Below are 26,314 nucleotides of genomic sequence, written 5' to 3' on the forward strand. Positions count from 1 at the left end.
TATAGATGAATATAATCGTTGAAGTTGGTTATTTAATAGCCACGGTATCTTTTTTGGGTGGATTGAAGTTTATGAGTTCTCCTAAAAAGGCCAAAACAGGAAATATTATTGCAGCATCAGGAATGGTCATTGCTGTTGTTTTTACATTTCTCGCAATAATGTTTAATGCGGTTCCTACCATTAACTTAATTGTCATTCTTGCAGCTATTACGTTGGGAACTTTGGCAGGAAAGCGAATGGCCTCTAAAGTAGAAATGACGGCAATGCCACAGCTCGTCTCATTATTTAATGCCACCGGTGGTGGCTGTGCTATGTTATTGGGATTGATTGAAGCACACCAGTTAGATGTAAATACTTCCTTAACAGGAATAAAAATTTTATTGCTATTGGGGTTAATTACAGGTGCTATTGCTGCTACTGGAAGCATTTTGGCGTATAGAAAGTTAGCGGGCAAAACCAAAGATATCCGAAAAGCATTAGTTGTTGTAAGCTCAAGGCTGCTCTTGGCTTTAATCGTAGTTCTACCAATCACCTACTTTGCTGGAGTCCTACCACTAAGCTTTGAAGTGATGGCTTATTCGATGGCGGTATTATCATTGAGCTATGGAATTTTATTTGTACTCCCCATTGGTGGAGCCGATATGCCTGTAGTAATTTCATTATTGAATTCAATAACCGGAATTGCTACTGCTTTTGCCGGTTTTGTATATGGAAATAAAGCGATGATCGCCGGTGGAATCTTCGTAGGTGCTGCCGGAATTTTACTAACCTTATTAATGTGTAAGGCAATGAATAGGTCTTTACTAAAAGTGCTTGCAGGTAAATTTAAAAAAACAGCGATCTCCGGTGATACCGAAGATCAAAATATAAAGCCCATAAGTATTTCTGAAACCACGATGCAACTGACTTTCGCAAATAAAGTTGCAATAGTCCCGGGCTATGGTCTTGCAGTTGCACAAGGGCAACACTTGTGTGGTCAACTTCAAAAATTGTTAGAAGCCAGAGGAATCCAAGTTGATTTTATTATACATCCTGTTGCCGGACGGATGCCCGGACATATGAATGTATTGCTTGCCGAAGCAAATATTGACTACAAACATTTGAAAGAAATGAACGATGTAAATGAAGATATGTCTCATTATGATTTGGTGTTGATTATAGGCGCAAATGATGTGGTAAATCCCGCTGCCGAAAACAAGCCGGATAGCCCTATATACGGAATGCCCATTATAAAAACCCATGAAAGTAAGCAAGTTATTGTAATGAAAAGAGGAATGAGTACCGGCTATGCCGGAGTTTCGAATGATTTGTTTGGAATGGACAATTGCAATCTTCTATTTGGAGATGCTAAAGATTCGCTTCAAGACATTGTCAATCAACTGAAATTGATTTAATATTTGTTTAAAAATGAAGATTGCTGTAATTTCTTTTGAATTTGCTTTATTCGGCTGAGTGCAATAATTTATTTTCTTTTAAATTTTTAAAAAGCACATTGATATAGCTGTTGATATTTCTCATAACCTTTGTGGCATCCACCACTTCAATCTCAGACCGCCACAGTAATTCTCGCTCTTTTTCCGGGCAAATACAATATAAGGAAGTCTCTGTGGTGTAGACTTGATGACGTTCTAACTGTTTTGTAAGATAGATGTGTTGATTGTTATAGTAATAATCTTCGAAAGTTTGATGTTTTTTCGCGAAATTTCGGTAGGCATCCTCCATACTTATTTTGCTTTCCTTCTTAGAAATTTTGGCAATAAGCGTCGCATCGAAGCCAGCATTAAACAGCTTGTTTTCGATTGAATTGAGTTGTTCTATCTTTTGTTCATTATCGGTAAAAGATGCTTCAAAATAGTCAATACTCCTAATGGCTATTACACCCCTTTTACCTAACTCCTCTGTCATCCTCGTTTCATAGGTTCGCCGCAAATCCTTGTCTGCCGAAACACCGATGATGAAAACTTTTTTTATTTTCAAGTTTACGGCATCCGGATTTTTATAATGCTGAATCAATTTTGTGGGGCTACAGCCCGGCATTAAAATTGATACTAATAGTAAAATTGATAGTGATTTCATTTAGCTCATTTCATTATGCAAGGTTTGACGTTTCTTTAGCCATATAAATCGGTATTTGAGTTCTTGTTTCAGTTTCTTCACCGCTACTATGTATGGTAAATATATCAATAAGATTAAATAATTGAACAACATAGCCTCCGAAAAACTGGTAGCCGGCGATTTATCTAGAGTCAAAAATCGTTACTTCATCAATCTTGTTAGCTGAAAAAATTTTTTATATTCTTGGGGGACGGTATCTATATTTACCAGACACCCTTCTTCTATGTATGGATAAATTTCGTCATAGGTTTGTACATTATACATACCAACCCGTTTACTTATATGATTTCGGGATAATTCTTCCGGCCCATTGAGTCCTGCCGCGGCAATCAATTCTAAAAAGCTATGGATGGTAGCTTCGTGATATTTATTAACCCTAGGCGCCTTATCATCAACATCCAGACCTTTAACTAGCGATTTGTTTTGAGTGGCAACACCCACAGGACACGTATTATTATTACATTGTAAAGCCTGAATACAACCAATGGAGAGCATCATTGCACGGGCACTATTGCAGCCATCTGCACCTAAAGCTATTGCTCTTGCCATATGAAATCCGGTTATAACTCTTCCCGCTACGATTACCTTGATCTCCTTTCTCAATCCAAATCCCACCAGAGTATCATGGACAAAGACAAGACCTTCACGCAATGGCATTCCCATGGAATTGGAAAATTCAACAGGAGCGGCACCTGTGCCACCCTCCCCGCCATCAACAGTAATAAAATCGGGCATTATATTAGTAAATAGCATCGCTTCACAAAAGTCCATAAACTCCTGTTTTCGTCCAAGACATAGTTTGAAACCAATTGGTTTTCCCTCTGAAAGTTCTCGTAGTTTTTGAATAAAACGCATAAATTCTATTGGATCGGAAAAAGCGGAATGAGATGGCGGTGAATGCACGGCAATACCGGGTTGAATATGTCTTATTCTTGCAATTTCTTCAGTATTCTTGATTGCCGGCAGTATACCTCCGTGTCCCGGTTTGGCTCCTTGCGACAGTTTTATCTCGATCATTTTAACTTGAGGTCGAAGGGCATTCTCCCTAAAGGTTTTTTCGTTAAAGGTTCCATCATCATTCCTACAACAAAAATATCCGGTTCCTATTTGCCATATAAGATCCCCTCCGTGTTTTAGGTGATAGTCACTTATTCCTCCTTCTCCTGTATTTTGTGCAAAATTCCCCATTTTAGCCCCCTTGTTCATCGCCAAAACTGCATTTTTACTCAAGGAACCAAAACTCATGGCAGAGATATTTAACAAGCTGGAGGAATACGGTTGTTTACAATCCTTCCCGCCAATTAGTAGTCGTGGAAATTTACCTATTTCCTTGGGGTTATTCTTGGCATACATAGAATGTTCCATCCATTCATAACCCGAATGATAGATGTCCATTTGAGTACCAAATGGTTCGGTGTCATTTTCACCCTTTGCTCTTCGATAAACTAAGGAACGTAGAATGCGATTAATTGGCCTTCCGTTTGTATCGGTCTCAACAAAATACTGCATTATTTCTGGACGAATGGATTCTAAAACATATCTAAAGCGCCCTAATAATGGAAAGTTTCTTCGAATGGTATGCTTTTTTTGGAAAATATCGTAAACCCCCATTAAAATTAACGGGCCTACTAAAAGGAAAAGCCATAAAACAGGCAACCAAAAGAAAGAAATACCGATGATGGAAACACTAACGATTAGTGAAATTAAAATAAACTTTTCACGAACTTTCATACCTTAAATGTACTTAATTAATAGATTAGGGGAATTGTTCAAATATAAATTTAGAAATTCAAACATAAAGATAAGTTTGACAAGTTTGTATATTTATGAACTCAAAATTGATTTTGGTATAACAAATTTTATGAATCAAGCTGTTTGGAATGTAAAAATGTATGGTGGCCGTGGCTCGACACCGGTTTGTGAGCCTGGTTTTCAAAAATATGGAGGTAATACAACCTGTATTTATGTAGATCTTCTCATAAATGACCGTAGTAAAATGATTGTAATCTTTGATGCGGGAACCGGTATTCGACAACTTTCTTCAGATATAGAATCGGGTAAAATTCCAAAAACCGATTTTATTCTCTTGGTTTTTACGCACCTACATTGGGACCATATTCAGGGCTTTCCTTTCTTTTCTCCCGCATATAATCCACAACAGAAAATAGGGATTGTTTATCCCCAAAAGAAGTTACACATTAGTGAGGTGAAAGATCTCTTTGCATTACAGATGCAAAGTCAATTCTTTCCCGTTCAGTTAGAAAATATGGGATGCCAAATACGTTTTATAGATTACCGAGATGCCGAACCAATTTTAAACGCCGATGGCTTGGTAAAGTTTAGTTATCGTGAGCACAACCACCCCGGAGGTGCTTTTAGTTATCGCTTGGAGGCAAACGGAAAATCTATAGTTATTTGCACAGATCTAGAACATGGGATGCGTCTAGATCAAAATGTTGTTGATTTTTGTAAAGATGCAGATTTATTGATCCACGATGCGCAATATACGGATGAAGAGCTCGAATTGCATCGCGGTTGGGGACATAGTAGTTTCAATCAGGCCATAGAGACAGCCGAAATTGCTAATGTAAAAAATCTTGTTTTAACACATCACGACCCATCGCACAATGATGCGTTTCTTACAGAAATGGAAAAACACTGCCAAGCTAGATTTCCCAATTGTGAGATGGCAAAAGAAGGTTTAGAATTCAACATCTAGAAAAATTCTTATTATATATAAAAACTTTAAGTACATTTGGTTCGCGAGTATGCGAACTAAAAATATACTTACTATCATTGCATATAAGCTACTGTAATGGCAAAGGAAGAAGAACAAGAAAAACTCATTGAAATAATAGGACTAGGGATTGAAGAACGCCTAAAGCTTTCTCCACTAGCGTCTCGTATCTATGCACTCCTTATTTTGTCTGCTTATGAGGGACTTACGTTTGACGAAATAAGAGAAATTATAAAAGCCAGTAAGAGCTCTACATCGGTGAACTTAAACGTGCTCACTCAACTCGATTATATTACCTACTACACGAAGCCTGGAGATAGAAAACGCTATTTTAGACTTTCGAAATACTCCCAACTTCAGTCTTTAGAAATGTATAATCAAAACATTGACAAGGAGATGGATATGATTAAACGTATCAATAGCTTTAATAAGAAATACCATCCAGAGAAATTTATGAATCAAGAAACATTGGGACATATATTTCAGGACTATTTGGTTGAAAAGCAAAAGCTCGTAGTTGCAACTATTAAAAAGATGAAGCGCTTTCGCGAAAGCGAAAAATAACTTTTCTAGGGCAAAGGCATCAATCTAAGGGCAGGAATTCTTCACATCAAAAATACCTTACGATCCCGAGTGACCGAATTAACAATTATTTAGCGAATTTTAGTTCGTTATGTTACGAACTAATAGTAATTTTGTTGGAGAATTTAAAACCAAACAAGATGAAAAATTTATTTGTAATTGCACTAGCAATATTAGCTTCCGTAGCGATGTACGGACAAGATCTAAAAACAACTGAAGTTCCTTCAACTTTTACTGAGGGCCTACTAAAAGTTTACCCCAATGCTACCGATATAGAATGGGAACGCAACGGTAACGACTATAAAGTAGAGTTTGATTCTGGTAAGATGGAACACGAAATCTGGTTCAACAAAACAGGAGATATGGTACGTGTTCAAAAGGATATTACTAAAAAAGAACTCCCAACCGCCCTTGCCGAGATAATTAAACGAGACTACGCAGATTATACTATTGACGATGTAGAATCAATTTTTAAAGATGGTGTTACTACCTATATAGTTGAACTTGAAAAAGGCTGGTTCGAAGCAATAAGAATAACATTCTCTACAACCGGAAAGGTATTAAATATTTCTAAAGATTAGTATTGCCCTCAATTAAATAAACGGCTTGGTAAGGAATTATTTTAATTAAAAACCGAACTAGCAGTTTAAAATTTTAAAAACAATAAACACCTGTTAACATTTCTATTATAGCACAATTACCATGAAAAAATTATACACGCTAGTTTTATTTTTAATATCTCTTACGGTTGCTAATTCACAATCAGGAGCCTTGGACACTTCCTTTGGAACCGACGGAATTGTCACTACCGTAATCTCGGGCACCTATAACTATACCACGGGCACCTTAGTGCAGCCGGACGGAAAAATCATCCTTGTGGGTTATGCCGGTGAACCTTCAACCTACAAGGTAGCCGTTGCTCGTTACAACACCGATGGCTCGCTTGATACCTCCTTTGGAACGGCCGGGACACAAATTATTCCAATTGGAGCTGCCAAATCTTTTGCCATGGATGTTGCGCTTCAAATGGACGGAAAAATTATTTTGGCTGCCCGTACCTGGGATGATGTTACCGGAGATTTTGCTGTTGTAAGGCTAAATGACAATGGAACGCTCGACACAAACTTTGGCACCAATGGAATTACAATAGTGAATAACGGTTCGGATGTGGCAGAAACGGTTGCGATTCAAAATGATGGAAAAATTATTTTGGCAGGATTTTCAGATGACACTTATTCCGCCGCCCGATTTAACACAGACGGAACATTAGACACCAGTTTTGGCACTAATGGCTGGGCGAGTACACAATTTGACACCTCTCTCAGTTTCGTAAGAGATATAGCTATTCAAGACGATGGAAAGATTCTAATGGGTGGATTTAATATTACAATGGCAAATAGATTTGAAATGTCGGCTGCGAGATTTAATGAAGATGGAACTTTAGACACTAGTTTCGGAACCGATGGAAAAGTGTGGTTTAATATTGGTGCGGGAAATGATTTTGTAGAAAGTGTTGCCATTCAGGGAGACGGAAAAATTTTAATAGGTGGCCATAAATGGATTTCTGACCTTGAACAGCGACACGATCTGGCCGTAGTTCGATTAAACTCAGACGGAACTTTTGATAACAGTTATGGCAGTAGTGGTGTAGCAACCGCAAGATTAGTGGATGGTTCTAATTATACAGCGGCTATGATACTCCAACCCGACAATAAAGTAGTATTGGCCGGTTCAACCGTATTCCAAGGTGAATATAATATGGCGATGGCTCGTTTCGATGCCGCCGGAATCCTAGATACTAGTTTTGACACGGATGGAATGGTTAGCACCGATATAAATGGAAGAGAAGATTATGGCGATGCGATAACCCTTCAGGAAGATGGTAAAATTATTCTAGCCGGAAATTCGTTTACTGGCGGTGTTTCAGAAATTGTAGTGGCCAGATTCGACAACGATATATTAGGGCTGAATGACAGTACGGTAAATGAAAACCAAATAGTAGGTTTCTACAATTCAGACTCAAAGACTTTTAACGTTCAATCGGAAACCGAAACGATCAAAAAAGTAAGTATTTTCACGATTTCTGGTCAAGGTTTAGCAACAATTGACAACAATGCACTCAGCTTTAGTACAGATGTTTCAGCGTTTGCAGAGGGAATATACATTGTTATTATTACCACCAATAATAATCGATCGAATGCTATAAAGTTTTTGAAGTACTAATTCCGTAATCCTTTCAGAAATAGGGCTTAAACAGTATAAGGTTGTAGGATCTAACCTTATACGTGGAGAAAACGCTCTTTGATAGGAATAGTATTCGTTTTAAAATTTGCGAATACCTAGGAGTTTGCTCGGGTTTAGATCGTAATCCGTCTGAATTTTTCAACGATATTATAACCCGGATAACTACATGAATACAGATGAAGTGTGGTCTATGAATACGAGTAGAAAGGCACCTAGATCCATTTTTGAAGTGGCTTAAACTCAATTAAATTTATTAAGCAATTTAAAACTTGAATAATGAAAACAACCTTAAAAAAACTAAAAAATATTAGTTCTGAAAATTGCATTACTGTGATAATGAATTCACATAGAACGAAACCGGACTACCTAAAGGACGAATTAACGCTTAAAAACCTTGTCAAAGAGGCCGAAAACAGACTTTTGGCAGACTTGCCAAAGCGAGATGCAACAGTGTTAATAGCTAAGTTAAAAACACTTGCAGCACAAATAGATCACAGTCTGAATTTAGATAGTTTGATACTTTTTGTAAATGAAGATATTTCCGAGTTTTTAAGATTACCTATACAGGTGGTGGATCGGGTAGTTATAGACGATACCTTTTCTACGAGAGATCTAATTAGAACCATGCACATAGAATCTAACTATTATGTCTTGGTTTTAAGTCAGGAAAAAGTACGCCTAATTGAAGCTTTAAATGATAAAGTGGTAAAGGAATTTAAATCGCCTTTTCCAATTGTAAACACACAATTCGATAATAAAAATACCATGGAACCCGTGGTATCATCACGCCAACGGAATTTAATTGCTGAGTTTTTTAATCAGGTGGATAAAGAGGTCAATACCATTAGAAACCAAAATCCGCTACCAGTTTTAATAAGTACTGTTGAAGAAAACTATCCCGAATACTTAAAAGTAGCCGATGAGAAACACAGTATTTACAGTATGTTCTTGAATAAAAATAGAATATTAGAAAAGGATCATGCCATTGTTTCAGAAGCATGGAAAATGGTCGAAGCATATAATACGGAAAGGAATAATGAAAGAAAATCAGAACTGCTTAAAGCCGTTTCTGAAAACAAATTTTTAAGTGATACCAATGAGATATGGAGGGCTATTTCCGAAGGTAAAATACAAACGCTTTTTATAGAACAAGGCTTGTTTCAACCCGCTCTTATAGAGGATAACGAAATTGTGTACGTGTCTGAAGACCATAGAAGCGATAAGGATGTTATTGATGATATTTATGACGAAATGATTGTGTTGAACATGAATTTTGGAGGTGATGTTGTATTTCTTCCCAAAGGAGAATTGTCAAAATTTAATGGTTTTGGTGCCATAACAAGATATTAAAAAGTCAATTTAAAAAACGGTAAAATGAGCAATCTAAAGAACCTAATTGTAATTACAGGTGGAGCAGGAGGTATAGGTCAGGCATGTGCCAGAGCATTTAAAGGTCAGCCATTAATTATAACGGATTACTCTCAAGAAAAGGTAGACGAAACCGTGAACCTACTGTCAAAGGAGGGGTTTGATGTTTCAGGGATTTCCTGTGACATCACATCTAAAAAAGATATAGATAGCCTCATAAATTATGTTTCTGAAAAGGGCGCGTTAAAGGCGCTAATTCATACCGCCGGAGTAAGTGGAACCGTTAAAGACTTAAAAAGAGTTTATACGATTGACTTGGTTGCTACAGACCTTTTGGTAGATGCGTTTTATGAGCTTGCTGAAAAGGATTCGGTGGTTATTCTACTATCCTCCATGATGGCGCATACAGTTCCACCGAACAAAGAGTATGATGATGCGCTTATAAATCCACAAGGGCCAGAATCTTTTGATATTGTGAGTCGATATGTAAATAACGACTCCGATATGATGTACAATTTTGCAAAGAGGGGAGTGCAATTGCTAACACATAAAAACGCCGATAGATGGGGAAAAAAAGGAGCGAGAATCGTATCGATTTCACCGGGAGTTATTGAAACTCCGATGGCGTTAAAAGCGGCCGAAGAACATCCCGAGAAAATGGAAATGATTAAACGTGCAACTCCGTTAAAACGCAACGGTCAACCTGAAGATATCGCAGATGTCGCACGCTTTCTGGCAAGTGATGCTGCTCGTTTTATAACAAGTACAGATATTTTGGTTGATGGGGGCGTTATTCAGAATATTAAAAGAATGGGACAAAAGATCTAAATTGGAAGTAATCCGAAAATAGCATTTCAATTATAGAATAATTCAAACCGTATCGCATGCTTTGACAAATAGTTATGCCTATTTGCCGTTGGTTGTTGCAGCATTTTGGAATTATTGGATGGTAAAAGATTTATTATTTAGTGTCTTTTCGGTGAAGTATCCTTAGAATTTAATTTTTCTTTAATAAGGTTCCGGAGAAAATTCCACAATATTTAGCGATGTAAAAGTTGTAGATATATTATCTTACCCTAACAATTTACGAAAGACTACGATACATGAATTGGATTTTACTCGGGGAAATCGCATACATACTTATAGTTATTTTTGTCATCTTTAGAGTTTTGTACGATACGCGAAGCACTACTAAAGCATTGGCCTATATCCTGTTTATTGTGTTTGTGCCTTTTTTCGGGATGGGTTTTTATTTTTCTTTCGGAATAAATTATAGGAAACGAAAGCTATACTCTAAAAAAATTGTAGAGGATGAATCGCTTCGTGAACGCATCCGAAGCAAAATGAACGCCTATTCTGAAGCGATACGTAATTCGGGATTGATTTCGCAAAAAAGTCAGACCTTGGCCGAGTTTATTCGTCGTGCCGGCAACAGTCCATTAACGGCAAACAACGATGTAAAACTCTTGATAAACGGAGAGGAAAAATTTCCGGAATTATTAAAAGAACTTGAAAAGGCAACTTCACATATTCATTTTGAATATTATATATATGAAAATGATATTACGGGAAACCAGATTGCAGATCTACTAATAAAAAAAGCAAGGCAAGGAGTTGAAGTCCGCTTTATGTATGATGATTTTGGCAGTCATAGCCTGGGAAAATCATTCCTTAAAAAACTACAAGATGCCGGCGTTCAAACCGCACCTTTCTATAAAATAAGATGGTATGCCTTTGCCAATCGCCTCAATTACAGAAATCACAGAAAAATTGTAATTATCGATGGCATCGTTGGTTTTGTCGGTGGAATTAATATGAGTGACAAATACCGAAACGATTTAAAGAAGGATAATCATCTGTATTGGCGAGACACCCATATAATGATTAAAGGTCAGGCCACAGCCTATTTGCAATATTTATTTATGGGTGATTGGAATTTTTGTAGCGGAACACCATTTGCGTATTCCGAGTCTTATTTTATAGACAGTACTAATCAGGAAACTATCGAAAATAAAGTAGTACAGATTGCGGCCTCAGGACCGGATAGTAAACTACCCGTTATTTTCTATTCTCTTTTGGAGGCGATTAGTTCGGCCAAAAAAAGCATTTATATAACAAGTCCATATTTTATTCCCGACGAGAGTTTAATGGATGCGTTAATTATTGCCATTCAAGGCGGGCTAGATGTTAAGATTATAATTCCGGGAGTTTCAGATTCTAAAATGGTCAATACGGCGGCAAGTGCCTATTACACCGAACTGCTTCAAGTAGGTGCAAAAATCTATAAGTACAACAAGGGATTTGTTCATGCCAAAACGATGGTCATTGATGATGACTTGGCCATCATAGGTTCCGCAAATATGGATTTCAGAAGTTTCGATCTTAATTTTGAAGTCAATGCAGTGGTTTATAGCAAACATATTGCAGCTCAACTTACGGAAGCTTTTGAAAACGATTTAAAAGTATCTGAGCAAATTGATGCAAACACTTGGCTGAATCGACCAAAGTATATTCATTTATGGGAAAAGATTGTTAGATTATCATCGCCATTTTTGTAATCTTGTTGCGCATTAGAATATTACAAGCAAATTTTTTAAACTGACAGTTACCCAATAAACCACATCAATGACAAAAGATTATTTCCTCACACCGTTTCAAAAATTCGTTAAAATTGAGGGGCTTAGCGGTGTTTTATTACTGCTTACCACCATCGTAGCCTTAATCTGGGCCAATTCCTCTTTTGGCGATTCGTATAGAGAACTGTGGCAGTACGATCTAGGTGTTGTTACCGAAAATTTTGAATTTAAAAAACCCTTGATTCTTTGGATTAATGATGGTTTAATGGCCGTTTTCTTTTTTCTAATCGGCTTAGAGATAAAACGCGAACTGATGATTGGAGAACTCAATTCGATGAAGAAAATGGCTTTTCCATTGGTTGGTGCGCTAGGCGGAATGCTACTACCTGTTGTAATCTTTGTGGTACTTAATCAAAATCCTGAAACAGTTAAAGGTTGGGGAATACCAATGGCCACCGACATCGCATTTTCACTGGCAGTTCTAAATGTGCTCGGGAAACGCGTGCCTATTAGCCTTAAAATATTCTTAACCGCCTTTGCAATAGTAGACGATATAGGCGCGGTCTTGGTCATTGCAATATTTTATAGCGGTACCATTAATGTATCCTTGTTGTTAATCGCATTGGGCATGTTGGCCATATTATATTTTTTATCATTTAAAGGCTTTTATTCGGTATTTCTGTTTTTTTTAACCGGAACAGTGATTTGGTTCTTGTTTTTAAAATCGGGAATTCACCCAACGGTTGCAGGAATTTTATTAGCATTTTCTGTTCCTATTAGACAAAAAATAGATACCTCAAAATTCTTGGCTCAACTTGAAGTAGTGTACAATAACATTAAAAACTCAAGTATTTTGAACAAGCCTATACTTTCGGCAGAGCAGATTGAGCACATTGATGATTTAGAGGATTGGTCTTCAAAATTTCAATCACCATTGCAACATTTAGAACACAATTTGCATGGCTGGGTAGCATTTTTTGTTATTCCAATATTTGCACTTGCCAATGCTGGAGTGCTCATTGATAGCTCTGCGTATATAGATACAGCATTAGTCACTAATATTATTATTTGTTTTGTACTAGGCAAATCCCTCGGAATTACGTCCATGGTAATGTTTGCTAAAAAGCTTAAATTAATAGAAATTCCCACAGACATTAATTTCAATCAAATTTTAGGAGTTGCTTTTTTAGCAGGAATTGGATTTACCATGGCAATTTTTATAGCTAGTTTAGCATTCGTTTCTACACCAGAATATATAGATTCTGCTAAGATAGGAATACTCATCGGGTCTTTTATTTCAGCGATAATTGGTTATCTTGTACTTAGGTTTTCTAAAAGTCCAAAACCGGCGGACGAAGGTTTAAATAATAATTAATTTTTAATGCAAGAGCTTTTCAACATACACAAACTCGATATTATTTATGGTATAATTGTCATCACTGTAATTCTGGTTTTGCGGTTATTAACCAATAAATTACACCACTGGCTCGCCAAAGAAAAACAGAAAAAGTTTCCCGGAGAACCATCAAGGCCTTTAAATTTATTAAAACGTCTTCTCAATACATTGTGGATTGTTTTAGGATTGATAGCATTGACTTTTCTCATTGTAGATGAAAGTCAACAGAACAACTTAGCCGATGATTTTAAAACAGTACTCTATATAGGTGTTGTATTAGCACTTACCGTGATTGCTGCGACAACCGCCAATATGTGGTTTAAGCACGATATTCAAAAAAAGATAGAAACCGAGCAAGACCCAACCAGTTTTAAGTTTCTAAGATACGTAGTCCTTGTTGGTATTTATTTCATTGGTATTATGCTTAGTCTGTTGGCCTTTCCTTCCTTAAAAGGTGTTGCTCAAACCGCTTTGGGTGGGGCAGGAGTTATGGCTCTTATTGCGGGTTTTGCAGCACAAGAGGCACTGTCTAATGTCATAGGGGGTTTATTTATTATTACTTTTAAACCTTTCAGAATTGGAGACCTCATTAAAATTACGGATGCCATGGTAGGCAGGGTGAATGACATTACTTTGCGGCATACTGTAATCCGGAATTTTGAAAATAAGATGATCGTAATTCCTAATGCGATAATCAACAAGGAAAAACTCATAAATTATGATATGGGTGAACTTAAGTGTTGCGAACGTATTGAGATCGGAATATCGTATGACAGTGATATTGATTTGGCAAAAAAAATAATGCAAGAAGAATGTGAAAGACATCCGCTTATTTTAGACAATCGCACAGAATTAGAAGTGCAAGAAGGAAAACCAATAGTGAGGACAGCGCTAACACAACTTAATGACTCATCAATGACAATTAGAGCTTGGACTTGGGAAAGAAATTACAGCGATAGTTTTCAACTTAAAATTGACGTATTAGAAAGTATTAAAAAACGATTCGACAAAGAAGGTATAGAAATCCCATTCCCATACCGAACCGTAGTAATGAAAAAAGACAAATAATGTATAAATTAAAATATTTCAAAAATGAAAAACATCATTATACCAATCGACTTTTCGCAACAATCTGAATTTGCATTGCAAACTGGTGCCATTTTAGCCAAGAAGCACGACGCCAAACTTCATGTGCTCCATATGTTAGAGCTTTCCGATTCTTTAATCTCACAATCTCATACAGCAAATAAAAACGAAATGTTCTTTTTATTCGCGTTGGCAAAAAAGAGTTTTGAAGAATTTCTGGACAAAGATTACCTAAATGGGATAGTAGTTGAGCCTATGATTAAGCGCTATAAAGTGTACAATGAAGTAGATCTTGTAGCCAAAGAGGTCAATGCAGATTTAATTATTATGGGATCTAAAGGCCTTACTCCTCAGGATGGTATATTTGCCGGTTCAAATGCTGAGAAAATGGTGCGAAACAGTAAGACTCCCGTACTAATCGTTAAACAAGAACCAAAAGATTTTGACCTAAAAAATGTAGTCTATGCCACAAGTTTAGAAACCGACAGCATTCCTGCATATAAGAAAGCGGTACATTTATTTTCCACCTTGGGAAGTAAACTCAATCCCGTATATGTTAATAGACCGTTTAATGGCTTCTTAAGTTCAAGAGAGTTTAATGATAAGCGGAACGCATTTGCACTAGCAGGTGGAGCCGAAAAGGTCGACTTTATTGCCGGACACACCGTGGAGGATGGTTTAATTCAATATGCTGAAGCAACGAATGCAGATTGTATTGCAGTGAGTACTCACGCAAGAAAAGGATTGAATCATTTTTTAAAGGGAAGTATTTCTGAAGACCTTGCAAACAGTGCAGAGTTGCCTGTTATAACATTTAAATTGTAGAGTAAATTTTACCTGCATTTTTGAAAGGCTAAATCTCTAAACAGCATTGATTTTTCAGAGGATAATGATTTTTTATTACTAAAGTGAATTAAATATGAGTAATACTGAAGCAGCCTTAAAAGAACGTATCAAAGAGCTCACCTGTCTTTATGAAGTCTCCTCAATTATCGTTAATGCAGATGCGGCAGCAATGGTGGAAACAATCCGTGCCATTGCATTAAGTTTAAAAAAGGGATTTCAGTTTCCAAATGATACAGAGATTGCTATCGAAACACCCATTGAGAGTTTTCAAACGGGGACTATAAACCATGAAAAGTGTATAACGTCCAATCTTATTATTTTCAATAAAATTGAAGGAAAAATTATAGCTTCCTACAATAATTCTGAATCTTTATTTCTGAAAGAAGAGCAGCCTTTGCTGGACAACGTTTCAATTAAATTAGGCAACTTATTGGAGCGTATCGAAATTCAGAAAAATGAAACCTCCTTGAAGAGGCAGATGGAGCGGGCAGATCGGTTAGGGATTTTAGGTGAGATTACCGCCGGCATCGCCCACGAATTAAATACCCCTCTAGCCAATATTCTTGGCTTTGCAGAATTACTGAAGGAGGATCATAAAAAAGATGATCGGGCATCGGGTGATATAGACAAAATTATTCAGAATGCTATTTTCTCTCGTGAAGTTGTAAAAAAGCTAATGTTCTTTGCCTGTGAAATGCCCCAGGAGATGAAGAAAGTCAATATCGTACCGAGCATTAAAAGTGCTATTGCATTACTCGATGCCACATTCAAAAAGGCCGAAGTAAAGTATATCGTAAAAATTGAAGATGAAGCACTTTTTTTGAAGGCAGATATCATACAACTTACCCAAATTATATTTAATTTGACCATCAACGCTATTTACTTCTCTCCGAAAAATGGACTCGTCACTATTGAAGCCCTCCAGACAAATAATCATATTGTTTTAAAAATTTCAGATGAAGGTGCCGGACTTTCAGATGAAGCCTTGGAGAAAGTGTTTCAACCGTTTTTCACAACCAAACCTACCGGAGATGGCTCAGGACTAGGCTTGAGCGTTGTCCACGGGATTGTGGCAAGTCACAATGGTTCTATCGTTGCAGAAAACAACCCAAATAAAGGGGCTACTTTTACAATAAAACTTCCAAAATCTTAATATTTTAGACACGAGATGCAGCTTAAAAAAGAGAACATATTAATAGTAGATGATGATATCAACATATTAGAGCTGCTACAACGGCACTTACAATCTTGGAACTATCATACGTACAAGGCAATTTCGGTAAAGGAAGCCGTTCAAATTTTAAAAGACACTAAAATTGATTTGCTTATTACAGATCTGAAAATGCCAGAGATTGACGGTACAGAGCTTATCAAGTTTGTGTCAGAACATTATCCTAAATTACCCAAACTAGTTGTAACTGGCTACCCGTCGGTTCAAGATTCTTTAACGGCTATAAAATCTGGTGTCGTGGCCTATTTAACCAAGCCGTTTACTAAAGATGAGTTGGGACAAGCTATTGATAAATCTTTAGAAATTAAGAACGATTCTAAAACCGTATTATCGAAGACTGAGACACGAAGAGATAAGGGTTATGACGAAATCATAGGCAACTCAGAAAAGATCAATGATGTTATTCAAATCATTGAACGTGTTAAGGATAATAAGGCTACAATATTTATTAAAGGCGAAAGTGGTACGGGAAAAGAGCTGGTAGCACGTGCTATACATTATCAAGGTAAGTTCTCTAGAGCACCGTTTATTGCCGTAAACTGTGGTGGTATTCCTGAAAACTTACTAGAATCTGAGCTATTCGGCTACACAAAAGGCGCTTTCACAGGAGCAGAAAAAAACCGCGATGGTTTTTTTCAGGCAGCAAATGGCGGTACTATTTTCTTAGATGAGATTGGTAATGCCTCCACAGCGGTACAATCACGTCTATTGCGAGTACTTCAGGAAAAAGAAGTGGTTAAAGTAGGCGCTCAAAAAGCAGAAAAGGTAGATCTGCGTATCATTGCTGCGACTAACAACGACTTACAGGAAATGATTAAGAAAGGAAGCTTTAGAGAGGATCTTTACTACCGTCTTACAGTAGTTGAGATTCACGTAGCCCCTCTTAGGGAGCGGAAAGAGGATATTCCGTTATTGGTAGAGAAATTCCTTTTTAAATATGGGGTAGAGTATAAAGATCGTTTTATCAAAATAAGCCCTGAGGCTTCGGCAATTTTACAAAGGTATGATTGGCCCGGGAATATTCGTGAATTGGAGAATGTGATTCAGCGATCTGTTATCATGAGTGATAGAATAATAGACGTGGAGCATCTACCGGATTCCTTAAAATTTACGATAGATTTTCCAAATGATGAATTCCTTCCGCTGAAGGAAATAGAGAGACGGTATATTCAAAAAGTGCTTAACGCCACAAATAACAACAAAACTAAAGCCGCTGAAATTTTGGGTATCGATCGTAAAACTATTCGGCAAAAACTTTCAGAATAAGCAGTTTGTAGTGGTACATTTTTCCTCAGTTGGGTAATTCTATACCATTCTCTTTTTACTCTTTCTTTTCTGTAAATACACACAAACCCTGATTCAGCAAGGGTTTTGTTGTTTCTACACATTTCTGGCACACCCAATGGCATATAGATTGCCTTTAGTACATTAAATAATAACAAGGTACTATGAAATCAAATGCATTCAATATTTGTCCCGCTTGTATCTATAGAGATACCTGTGTACTAACCACTCAAAAAAGCCAAGTATGGTCTTGTAGTGAGTATGATGAATTAGCCCCCGAAACACGGGTTGAGCTGGCACATTTAAGTGCTAAAAAAGTCCAGCCTGAATTGGCGATGGCATAACTTTTAAAACAGTGAGAAATGATTTTTAACAATCTAGAAACGTTCCTTATCGGAAACAAAGAAAAGCGAACCAAACTAAAATTTGATACAGTACGTACAAGCCCTTATAGGTTTGCGAACAAGCGTCACATAAGAAACAGAGGCTTGATTTACAATCCATTTTAAATAAATGTAATATGAAATCTATAGAAATAGGTAATACCCTTCAAAAATCTGAAATCAAGAAACCAAGAAACAAGTATATCATAGAAAAGCATCGAGAGAGAAGTATTGTCAATCGTCTTTTCAAATAATCACAACTAATAAAAATCCGCAATAACGGTATATAATTATGACAACGATAACAGCAAAAGTAAACAATAATAAAAAGAAAGCAGCTTTAAAAGGTATGATGGATAATGTGATGGAACAATTTAACAGCGCCGCAGATCACATTGAGCTTCATCCAAATATCCGAAAGATATTGAGTATTACTAACAACGAGATTGTCGTTCACTTTCCGGTAAAAATGGACAATGGTGAAGTAGAAATTTTTACAGGATATAGAGTGCAGCACAATAATGCCTTAGGTCCTTATAAAGGTGGTTTACGTTATCATCCTACGGTTGATATAGACGCCGCCAGAGCACTTGCTATGTGGATGACCTGGAAATCATCGTTAGCGGGATTGCCTTATGGTGGTGGTAAAGGTGGTATCCAACTGGATCCCTCAAAATATTCACAGGGCGAACTAGAACGCATTACGCGTAGGTTTACATTTGCACTTGCCGATAATATTGGACCCGAACACGACATTCCTGCTCCCGATGTAAATACAAACAGCCAAACAATGGCTTGGATTGCAGATACTTATATGAGTACAAGACCTCCGGCCGAACGCACTGCAAATCAGCACGTGGTTACTGGTAAACCTGACGGTAGCGGCGGGCTAGAAGGTCGTGATCGCGCTACCGGGTATGGAGTATTCTTGAATATTAAATTCTGGGCAGATCGGAATAAAGTATCGCTTAAAAATAAAAAATTCATCGTTCAAGGATTTGGTAACGTAGGGTATTGGGCTTCTCATTTCTTAGAAAAAGAAGGAGCGAAATTAGTCGCCGTTCAAGATGCTTTTGGAAGTATTAGAAATACGAATGGAATTAAGGTTGAGGATTTGTTCAACTATACAAAAGTTAATAACGGAAGTATCGCAGGATTCCCAGAAGCTTTTAATCTTGACAATGAGAAATTTTTTGCCTCCGAATGTGATATCTGTATTCCCGCAGCACTCGGTAATCAAATCACTAAGGACAATGCTCCAAAAATAAAAGCCCGTCTTATCGCCGAAGGTGCCAACGGCCCTACCAATGTGGAAGCTGAGAAAATTTTATTGGAAAGAGGAATTACCATTATTCCGGACATTTTGTGTAATTCCGGTGGTGTTGTAGGAAGTTATTTTGAATGGCTACAAAACCGCAATGGGGAACTTTGGCAACTTGATGATGTAATAGCCAAGCTTGATAAGAAGATGAAAGAATCTTTTGATAAAGTGTATGAATATGCAGAACGAGAAGGAATGGATCTACGCACCGCAGCCTTCTGTATCGCGATAAAGCGTATAGAGAAAGCGTATATACAAAGAGGGATTTTCCCTTAATAGTAAAATTTAAAAATGAATATCATGAAATACGGAAGTTTAATAATAGAAAAGAAAGAGTATGTCTACATAAAGCGCATACTCAATATCTCTGGCTATGCTGAAGATTTTGAAACACAAAAGTCTTTGCAAAGATTGAGCGAAGAAATTAAGAATGCTCAAATAGTTGATGAAGCCGATATCCCAGACGATGTCATTCGTTTTGATAGTAAAGTTATGGTGTATTCTGAAAATGGTTGGGAGAAAACAATTCAATTAGTTATACCATCAGAAAAAAACACCAAGCAAGACAAGATTTCAATCTTAACCCCTATGGGTGCTGCACTTTTTGGGTATTCGGAAGGAGATTCGATCGAATGGGATTTTCCGTCGGGCAAACAGCTAATAAAAATTGTGGCAGTTTCACAAGATGTAAATCAAAAGAAAACAGAGCTACCTATTTAAAAATTTAAAAAATGAAAACCATACAGACCGAAATTTATCAGCATGACACTGATGTAGATGTAACTCATAAAATCAACTCGATAGAATTGGACAATTGGATCAATCATCTCAAATACATCAAAAAAGAGTTGAACAATTTAATTGGACTTTGTGGAGAAGACCTAAATCAAAAGTTGGATGATGAAAGTGTACTTCAAAAATTTAAGAAGAAAGGTGTTGAAAATGATGCCCTGCTAAATGTACTTCATAAATATATGAGTGCAAGAAGAGATATTATCGAATGTGAAGATACGCAATGTGATATGGTTTACATAACCGAACACGAAAGCTACCGAAGAAACTATTTGTATCACTTAGATAAATATAGAAGGCTGAAAGATGAGTTTTTCAGTAAAGTGCAGGGCAAATTTACCTTGCTGGATATGACCACGTTACCTTAGTTCATTTGGAAATCGAATTGACATACAAAACCAACGAACATAGAAGACTTTGCATTAAAAAAGATCTTATCGAGTTAAGTCAATGGATTGATACGCTGTCCAATATTAATGTGGAGCTAGGCTATTTGATACTAATTGAGAAGCAGCTCCTTAAGGAAAATAGCATTGATGTTGACCTCCACAATTTTCGAAGAAAGAATACCTTGCTAATGGGAATGCTATGCAGGTACGAACAAGAATTGAAAACGGAGTATGAATACGGGAAAATAGAATACAATGTGACACGGGCGAAAGAACACGAAAAAAAACGGGATATCAATGTCGAATTCATCCAAGAATTTATGCAACTTAAAAAAAGAATATACACTAAGTTATGTAAGTATCAACGTAAATAATGAATTAAAGAAAAAGAAAGAGTTTAATTTTCTTTATATTTATAGAGACCTGTAAAATTTTAGCAACTATGAAATTGGATATAATTACTTTTAAAAGCAGTTTAAACATAGAAGGAGTAAAACACGATATCATAAGTCTCGAAAAAGTTGCCGAAACCTATCCACAGATCATAAAATTACCGTTTTCAATTCGGATTTTATTGGAAAACGCCTTGCGGAACTACGATGGCTTTTTGGTAACCGATGCACATATCGAAAACTTGATAAATTGGAATCCTAAAGGAAGCGATACTTCCATACCCTACAAGCCGGCAAGAGTTCTCATGCAGGACTTTACAGGCGTTCCGGCTGTAGTAGACATTGCAGCAATCCGTTCGGAAGCGATCCGCAAAGGGAAGGACGGTGCAAAGATAAATCCAAAAGTACCGGTGGATCTGGTAATTGATCATTCGGTTCAGGTAGATTTTTTCGGAACCGACTACGCCTACAAAAAGAATGTGGAGTACGAATACAAGCGTAACAGCGAACGCTACGAACTGTTGAAATGGGCGCAGAATGCCTTTGAAGATTTTGCCGTCGTACCACCGGGAATGGGTATCTGTCATCAGGTAAACCTCGAATATTTGGCAAAAGGTGTTGTTGCACGGGACGGTTGGGCCTATCCAGATACCTTGGTCGGTACCGATTCACATACTCCTATGGTAAATGGTATTGGAGTTGTTGGTTGGGGTGTTGGAGGTATTGAGGCAGAAGCGGCATTATTAGGCCAGCCTATTTATTTTTCCAGTCCCAAAGTGATCGGATTGCAATTAAAAGGAAAACTCCCTGAAGGTATAACAGCTACCGACATGGTACTCGAAATCACGAACCGAATGCGAAAATATGGCGTAGTGGGTGATTTTGTGGAAGTGTTCGGTGATGCCCTCGACCATTTATCGGTACCGGATCGTGCGACCATTGCTAATATGTCTCCCGAATTTGGCTGTACCATTACTTATTTTCCGATTGACGATCAGACGCTTCGGTATATGAAAAATACCAATCGCGATCAAAAGCAAATAGATTTAGTGGAACAATACTGTAAAAACAATCTGTTATGGCGAACAGGAGAAGAGCAGATGGCCTATTCGGATGTGCTAACCGTAGATTTGTCCACATTACAACCTTCCCTCGCCGGACCTAAGCGTCCGCAGGACAAAATTTTAGTTAAGGACTTGAAAAACCAATTTGGAAATCTTCTAAAAGAAATGCACGGGAGGGAGTATATACCGCTGGAAGAACGTGAAACCTGGTATGCCGAAGGAGGTTCGGGTACCCGCTTCAACAAAAGGTTTCGAAACCAAAAAGTGGCGGACAATATAGAAGTAGCGGTGCAGAAAGATGCTTCTTTGCACTCCGTTCGAATCAGTAAAGGCAATCAAGAATATGCACTTAGTGACGGTTCTATCGTAGTGGCGGCTATTACTTCGTGTACCAATACTTCCAACCCCTCAGTGATGCTAGGCGCTGGATTGGTGGCAAAAAAAGCGATAGAAAAAGGCCTAGATGTAAAACCATGGGTAAAGACTTCCTTGGCGCCCGGCTCCAAGGTAGTGACTAATTATTTACAACGTGCAGGTCTTCTGCAACACCTTGAAGCACTGAAATTTCACGTGGTGGGTTACGGCTGTACCACCTGTATTGGCAACTCGGGTCCTTTGCCACCACATATCGAAAAAGCCATAGATGAATGCGATCTTGTTGCCGCTTCGGTACTGAGTGGAAATCGGAACTTCGAAGCCAGGATTCATCCCAAAATACGAATGAACTTCTTGGCATCGCCCATGTTGGTGGTTGCTTATGCAATTGCCGGACGTGTGGATATCAATCTATTAGATGAACCACTGACACAGGATGTTAATGGGCGAGATGTATTTTTAAAGGATATCTGGCCTACACAACAAGAAATTCAGGAGGCTATCGAAAGCGCAACGACCAAGGAAGATTATGCGCAAGAATATGCTGTGATATTTGATGGAGAAGAACAATGGCAAAACCTACCCGCACCGACAGGATTGGACTATGATTGGAAAGATGATTCTACCTATATCAAGGAAATTCCATTCTTCAAAAATATTAGTGAGATACCGGAACCTTTGCAAAACATAACAAATGCTAGAGTGCTGATGAAATTGGGAGATTCGGTCACTACCGATCATATTTCGCCTGCAGGCTCCTTTTCCGAGGAGAGTCCGGCAGGACAATATCTCAAATCGTATGGAATTGAACGATCAATGTTCAATTCATATGGTTCACGCAGGGGTAATCACGAAGTGATGATGCGGGGTACCTTCGCCAATGTGTATATCAAGAATGACATCGCTTCAAAACAAGGCGGTTTTACGACCTATTTTCCCGAAAACAAGGAAATGAGCGTGTACGATGCAGCGATGAAGTATGTAGAAAATAATACGCCCTTGATAGTACTCGCAGGCAGTGAGTACGGTTCGGGATCTTCTCGTGACTGGGCGGCAAAAGGTGCCAGCTTATTGGGTGTAAAGGCGGTCATTGCCAGTTCGTACGAACGTATCCACCGCTCCAATTTGGTGGGAATGGGTGTTTTGCCCTTGAAATTCAAAGAAGGGGAAAATGCCAACAGTTTAGGGCTCTCCGGACAGGAAACCATGTCCATTACCGGAATTGAAGGAGGTCTAAAGCCGGGCAAGGAACTCGATGTAACCGCTCGTAAAGAAGACGGTACGGAAATTAAGTTCAAAGCATTAACCCGCTTGGATTCGGAAATAGAAGTCGAATACGTAAAACATGGGGGTATTTTGCAATATGTGCTTCGGCAGTTTTTAGAAGAATAGTTTAATCATAACAAATAAAATAAAAATGGCCAGATCTGTAAATAATAAGGGAGTCATATCCACATCAGATAGACAGATAACCCTGTATTATAATTCCAGATCTCAAAGAGGAAAACAGGCGTTGGCATATGCCCAGACGCATGGACTTCCTATAGAAGAAATCGATATTTTAAAGACCCCGTTGACGGGTACTCAAATTACCGAACTCGCAAGCCGCTTATCTATTAATATCAAAGAGATGGTAAATCAGAAACACTACAAATACAGAAGAAAATTTACCTCACAGTGTTTCTCTTCTGAAGATTGGATCACCGTGATTCAGAACCATCCTGAAATCATGAAACAACCAATCGCATTGCGTGGTGACAGAACGATTTTAGTAGAAACACCCACGGATATCATTCGGATATAAAACCTAGTATTGTGTCCTGTCTCAATTAGGTAGTTCCTGAAATAACAATTCAATCGGTGAGTCTGTATCGGTTTGGTCATTTTTAGTGAAGTACTAAAGGCGGTGAATGCCTTGTCTTATGTGATAAGATGAGGGATTCATTTTAGTTCCTATTGTAGTATGACTAATATAGAGTGCTATTTGAAACCAACTATTATTAAAACAGAGTGCTTCGTTCAAAGTATAAATCATTTTAAAAACTAATAAAAATGAAAGAAAAAAAGTCAAAACTCACAAGACAGACCGGAGCACCGGTCGCGGATAATCAAAACGTACAGACAGCAGGATCACGTGGACCTATGTTGATGCAGGATGCATGGTTTCTGGAAAAAATGGCAAACTTCGACCGCGAAGTAATACCGGAAAGAAGAATGCATGCCAAAGGCTCCGGGGCTTTTGGCACTTTTAAAGTTACACACGATATTTCGAAATATACGAAGGCCAAAATTTTCAGTGAAATTGGCAAAGAGACCGAAATGTTCAGCCGTTTTTCTACGGTTGCCGGAGAAAGAGGTGCTGCAGATGCCGAAAGAGACATCAGAGGTTTTGCGTTAAAGTTTTATACCGAAGAAGGTATTTGGGATTTGGTGGGTAATAACACACCGGTTTTTTTCTTTCGCGATCCGCTGAAGTTCCCGGACTTAAACCGCGCTGTAAAACGAGACCCCAAAACCAATTTGAGATCTGCCAATAATAACTGGGATTTCTGGACGCTGCTCCCCGAATCATTACATCAAGTGACCATTACCATGAGCGATCGTGGCATTCCTAAAGGCTACCGACATATGCATGGTTTTGGAAGTCATACCTTTAGTTTTATAAATAAAGAAAATGTAAGGCATTGGGTAAAGTTCCATTTTGTAAGTCAACAGGGAATCGAAAACCTATCAGATGAAGAGGCTGCAAAAGTAGTAGGCATGGATAGGGAATCATCACAAAGAGACCTATTTGATGCCATTGAGAAAAAGGAATTCCCAAAATGGAAAATGTTTATTCAGGTAATGACCGAAGCACAGGCAAAAACCTATCGATTCCATCCTTTCGATTTGACTAAAGTTTGGTATAAAAAGGATTTCCCGTTGATTCCTGTAGGTGAATTTGAGTTGAACAGAAACCCGGAAAACTATTTTCAAGATGTCGAACAGGCTGCATTCAACCCAACCAATATTGTACCTGGAATCGGTTTTTCTCCTGACAAAATGCTACAGGGAAGATTGTTTTCTTACGGCGACGCACAACGTTATAGATTGGGCGTAAATCACTATCAAATTCCGGTAAATAAACCAACATGCCCATACCATTCTAATCATAGAGATGGAACCATGCGTGTAGATGGCAACCATGGTGGCACTTTACATTATGAGCCTAACAGTTATGGGGAATGGCAGGAGCAGCCGGATACAAAAGAACCGCCTTTAGGCTTGGAAGGAACGGCGTACGCACACAATTTTAGGGATGATGATGAAGATTATTTCACGCAGCCGGGTGATTTATTTCGGATAATCAAAGCCGATGGAAAAGATGATGTTTTGTTCAAAAATACTGCCGCTCAGGTGGGTGGTGCAGAAAAATTTATACAAATCCGCCATATCAGAAACTGTTATAAGGCACACCCGGAATATGGAGAAGGTGTCGCAAAGGCACTCGGTTTGACTATGGAAGAAGTAAACAACTTCGATATGACGCCCTATGACCGATGGGCTCCGAAACCTACGAAAGTATAGGCTGCCTTAATAATTCTAGGTACAGGACACTCCCATGTCTTAGCGGTAAGTGATTTGAATTTTAATGGGGTTGGGTAACCAACTCCATTAAAATTAATTGTCAAAACAATTTACACAAAGCTATAATCGAAATAAAAATCATGAATATGAAAAATTCGGCTAAAAAGGTAGTGGAAAAAATGTTCGCTGCTTTTGGTAGTGGTGATATAGAAAAACTCGTAGGAACAGTTTCCGACGACACCGAATGGATATATCACGGTACGCATATTATTCCTAAGGGATCATTTAAAAAGAAAGCAGGTGTGAGCGCCTTTTTTACTAACATACTCGAAAGAACCGAAATCATCAACTTTGAACCCCAACAATTTATCGTTGAAGGGAATATGGTTGTAGTGCTAGGCCAAGAACATCAAAAAGTAAAACGATCGGGTAGGGAACTAAAACAAAAATGGGTTCAGATATATACTGTTGAAAACAATTTGATTACAAAAATGGAGGAGTTCGCCGCTTCGGAAGAAGTAAACTAGCCTGCCATGACCAATTTCATCGCTCGGCTATAGAGCTTT

The 26,314-nt window shown here is 38.0% G+C and carries 24 protein-coding genes; 22 read left to right on the plus strand and 2 right to left on the minus strand.

Annotation, left to right across the window (positions count from 1 at the left end):
* Positions 1 to 5: 5 nt before the first annotated feature.
* Complete coding sequence (locus K8F54_RS05815; RefSeq protein WP_290788353.1) at positions 6 to 1,394, plus strand: NAD(P)(+) transhydrogenase (Re/Si-specific) subunit beta; 1,389 nt, start codon at positions 6 to 8, stop codon at positions 1,392 to 1,394.
* 46 nt (positions 1,395 to 1,440) lie between these two features.
* Here K8F54_RS05815 and K8F54_RS05820 read toward each other — a convergent pair whose 3' ends face one another.
* Together K8F54_RS05820 and K8F54_RS05825 are read right to left on the minus strand one after the other, a co-directional pair.
* Positions 1,441 to 2,076, minus strand: a complete 636-nt coding sequence (locus K8F54_RS05820) for a hypothetical protein (protein ID WP_290788356.1) — start codon at positions 2,074 to 2,076, stop codon at positions 1,441 to 1,443.
* Between the two features lie 180 nt (positions 2,077 to 2,256).
* A complete protein-coding gene (locus K8F54_RS05825; RefSeq protein ID WP_290788359.1) occupies positions 2,257 to 3,846 on the minus strand; it encodes an FMN-binding glutamate synthase family protein in 1,590 nt (529 codons plus the stop codon).
* A 130-nt stretch (positions 3,847 to 3,976) separates the two neighbouring features.
* Here K8F54_RS05825 and K8F54_RS05830 point away from each other — a divergent pair, with 130 nt between their 5' ends.
* The 21 genes from K8F54_RS05830 (at position 3,977) to K8F54_RS05930 (ending at position 26,275) form a co-directional block, all read left to right on the plus strand.
* On the plus strand, positions 3,977 to 4,834 hold the full coding sequence (locus K8F54_RS05830) for an MBL fold metallo-hydrolase (protein ID WP_290788361.1): 858 nt from the start codon (positions 3,977 to 3,979) through the stop codon (positions 4,832 to 4,834).
* 96 nt (positions 4,835 to 4,930) lie between these two features.
* Positions 4,931 to 5,416 (plus strand): MarR family transcriptional regulator, encoded by a 486-nt coding sequence (locus tag K8F54_RS05835; RefSeq protein ID WP_290788364.1) that lies wholly within the window; start codon positions 4,931 to 4,933, stop codon positions 5,414 to 5,416.
* A 158-nt stretch (positions 5,417 to 5,574) separates the two neighbouring features.
* Entirely contained in the window at positions 5,575 to 6,015 is a 441-nt protein-coding gene (locus tag K8F54_RS05840; protein ID WP_290788367.1) for a PepSY-like domain-containing protein, read from the plus strand.
* 121 nt (positions 6,016 to 6,136) lie between these two features.
* Positions 6,137 to 7,657 (plus strand): T9SS type A sorting domain-containing protein, encoded by a 1,521-nt coding sequence (locus K8F54_RS05845; protein WP_290788370.1) that lies wholly within the window; start codon positions 6,137 to 6,139, stop codon positions 7,655 to 7,657.
* Positions 7,658 to 7,954: 297 nt separating this feature from the next.
* The gene (locus K8F54_RS05850) at positions 7,955 to 9,028 is read left to right on the plus strand and encodes a hypothetical protein (RefSeq protein WP_290788372.1); all 1,074 of its coding nucleotides are present in this window, start codon (positions 7,955 to 7,957) and stop codon (positions 9,026 to 9,028) included.
* Between the two features lie 24 nt (positions 9,029 to 9,052).
* The gene (locus K8F54_RS05855; protein ID WP_290788374.1) at positions 9,053 to 9,874 is read left to right on the plus strand and encodes an SDR family oxidoreductase; all 822 of its coding nucleotides are present in this window, start codon (positions 9,053 to 9,055) and stop codon (positions 9,872 to 9,874) included.
* Positions 9,875 to 10,149: 275 nt separating this feature from the next.
* Positions 10,150 to 11,604, plus strand: a complete 1,455-nt coding sequence (gene cls / locus K8F54_RS05860; RefSeq protein WP_290788376.1) for a cardiolipin synthase — start codon at positions 10,150 to 10,152, stop codon at positions 11,602 to 11,604.
* Positions 11,605 to 11,671: 67 nt separating this feature from the next.
* Positions 11,672 to 12,997 (plus strand): Na+/H+ antiporter NhaA, encoded by a 1,326-nt coding sequence (gene nhaA / locus K8F54_RS05865; RefSeq protein ID WP_290788378.1) that lies wholly within the window; start codon positions 11,672 to 11,674, stop codon positions 12,995 to 12,997.
* Positions 12,998 to 13,003: 6 nt separating this feature from the next.
* Positions 13,004 to 14,086, plus strand: coding sequence for a mechanosensitive ion channel family protein (locus K8F54_RS05870; RefSeq protein WP_290788380.1), 1,083 nt, complete (start codon positions 13,004 to 13,006; stop codon positions 14,084 to 14,086).
* Between the two features lie 24 nt (positions 14,087 to 14,110).
* Positions 14,111 to 14,929 (plus strand): universal stress protein, encoded by an 819-nt coding sequence (locus K8F54_RS05875; protein WP_290788382.1) that lies wholly within the window; start codon positions 14,111 to 14,113, stop codon positions 14,927 to 14,929.
* A gap of 94 nt (positions 14,930 to 15,023) precedes the next feature.
* Positions 15,024 to 16,103: a HAMP domain-containing sensor histidine kinase gene (locus tag K8F54_RS05880; RefSeq protein WP_290788384.1), complete on the plus strand. Its 1,080-nt coding sequence runs from the start codon at positions 15,024 to 15,026 to the stop codon at positions 16,101 to 16,103.
* A gap of 15 nt (positions 16,104 to 16,118) precedes the next feature.
* Complete coding sequence (locus K8F54_RS05885; protein ID WP_290788386.1) at positions 16,119 to 17,447, plus strand: sigma-54 dependent transcriptional regulator; 1,329 nt, start codon at positions 16,119 to 16,121, stop codon at positions 17,445 to 17,447.
* A gap of 182 nt (positions 17,448 to 17,629) precedes the next feature.
* On the plus strand, positions 17,630 to 17,809 hold the full coding sequence (locus K8F54_RS05890) for a hypothetical protein (RefSeq protein WP_290788387.1): 180 nt from the start codon (positions 17,630 to 17,632) through the stop codon (positions 17,807 to 17,809).
* 331 nt (positions 17,810 to 18,140) lie between these two features.
* Positions 18,141 to 19,445, plus strand: coding sequence for a Glu/Leu/Phe/Val dehydrogenase (locus K8F54_RS05895; protein WP_290788389.1), 1,305 nt, complete (start codon positions 18,141 to 18,143; stop codon positions 19,443 to 19,445).
* Positions 19,446 to 19,469: 24 nt separating this feature from the next.
* Positions 19,470 to 19,889 carry a GreA/GreB family elongation factor gene (locus K8F54_RS05900; protein ID WP_290788391.1) on the plus strand — a complete coding sequence of 140 codons (420 nt, stop codon included), beginning with the start codon at positions 19,470 to 19,472 and terminating at the stop codon, positions 19,887 to 19,889.
* An 11-nt stretch (positions 19,890 to 19,900) separates the two neighbouring features.
* On the plus strand, positions 19,901 to 20,329 hold the full coding sequence (locus K8F54_RS05905; RefSeq protein WP_290788393.1) for a hypothetical protein: 429 nt from the start codon (positions 19,901 to 19,903) through the stop codon (positions 20,327 to 20,329).
* Positions 20,330 to 20,334: 5 nt separating this feature from the next.
* Complete coding sequence (locus K8F54_RS05910; protein WP_290788395.1) at positions 20,335 to 20,724, plus strand: hypothetical protein; 390 nt, start codon at positions 20,335 to 20,337, stop codon at positions 20,722 to 20,724.
* Between the two features lie 68 nt (positions 20,725 to 20,792).
* On the plus strand, positions 20,793 to 23,573 hold the full coding sequence (gene acnA / locus K8F54_RS05915; protein WP_290788397.1) for an aconitate hydratase AcnA: 2,781 nt from the start codon (positions 20,793 to 20,795) through the stop codon (positions 23,571 to 23,573).
* A gap of 25 nt (positions 23,574 to 23,598) precedes the next feature.
* The gene (locus tag K8F54_RS05920) at positions 23,599 to 23,985 is read left to right on the plus strand and encodes a hypothetical protein (protein WP_290788399.1); all 387 of its coding nucleotides are present in this window, start codon (positions 23,599 to 23,601) and stop codon (positions 23,983 to 23,985) included.
* Between the two features lie 248 nt (positions 23,986 to 24,233).
* Complete coding sequence (locus tag K8F54_RS05925) at positions 24,234 to 25,748, plus strand: catalase (RefSeq protein WP_290788401.1); 1,515 nt, start codon at positions 24,234 to 24,236, stop codon at positions 25,746 to 25,748.
* A gap of 146 nt (positions 25,749 to 25,894) precedes the next feature.
* Positions 25,895 to 26,275, plus strand: a complete 381-nt coding sequence (locus K8F54_RS05930; RefSeq protein ID WP_290788402.1) for a nuclear transport factor 2 family protein — start codon at positions 25,895 to 25,897, stop codon at positions 26,273 to 26,275.
* Positions 26,276 to 26,314: the final 39 nt, after the last annotated feature.

The organism is Altibacter sp. (assembly GCF_019913785.1).
Lineage (GTDB): Bacteria > Bacteroidota > Bacteroidia > Flavobacteriales > Flavobacteriaceae > Altibacter.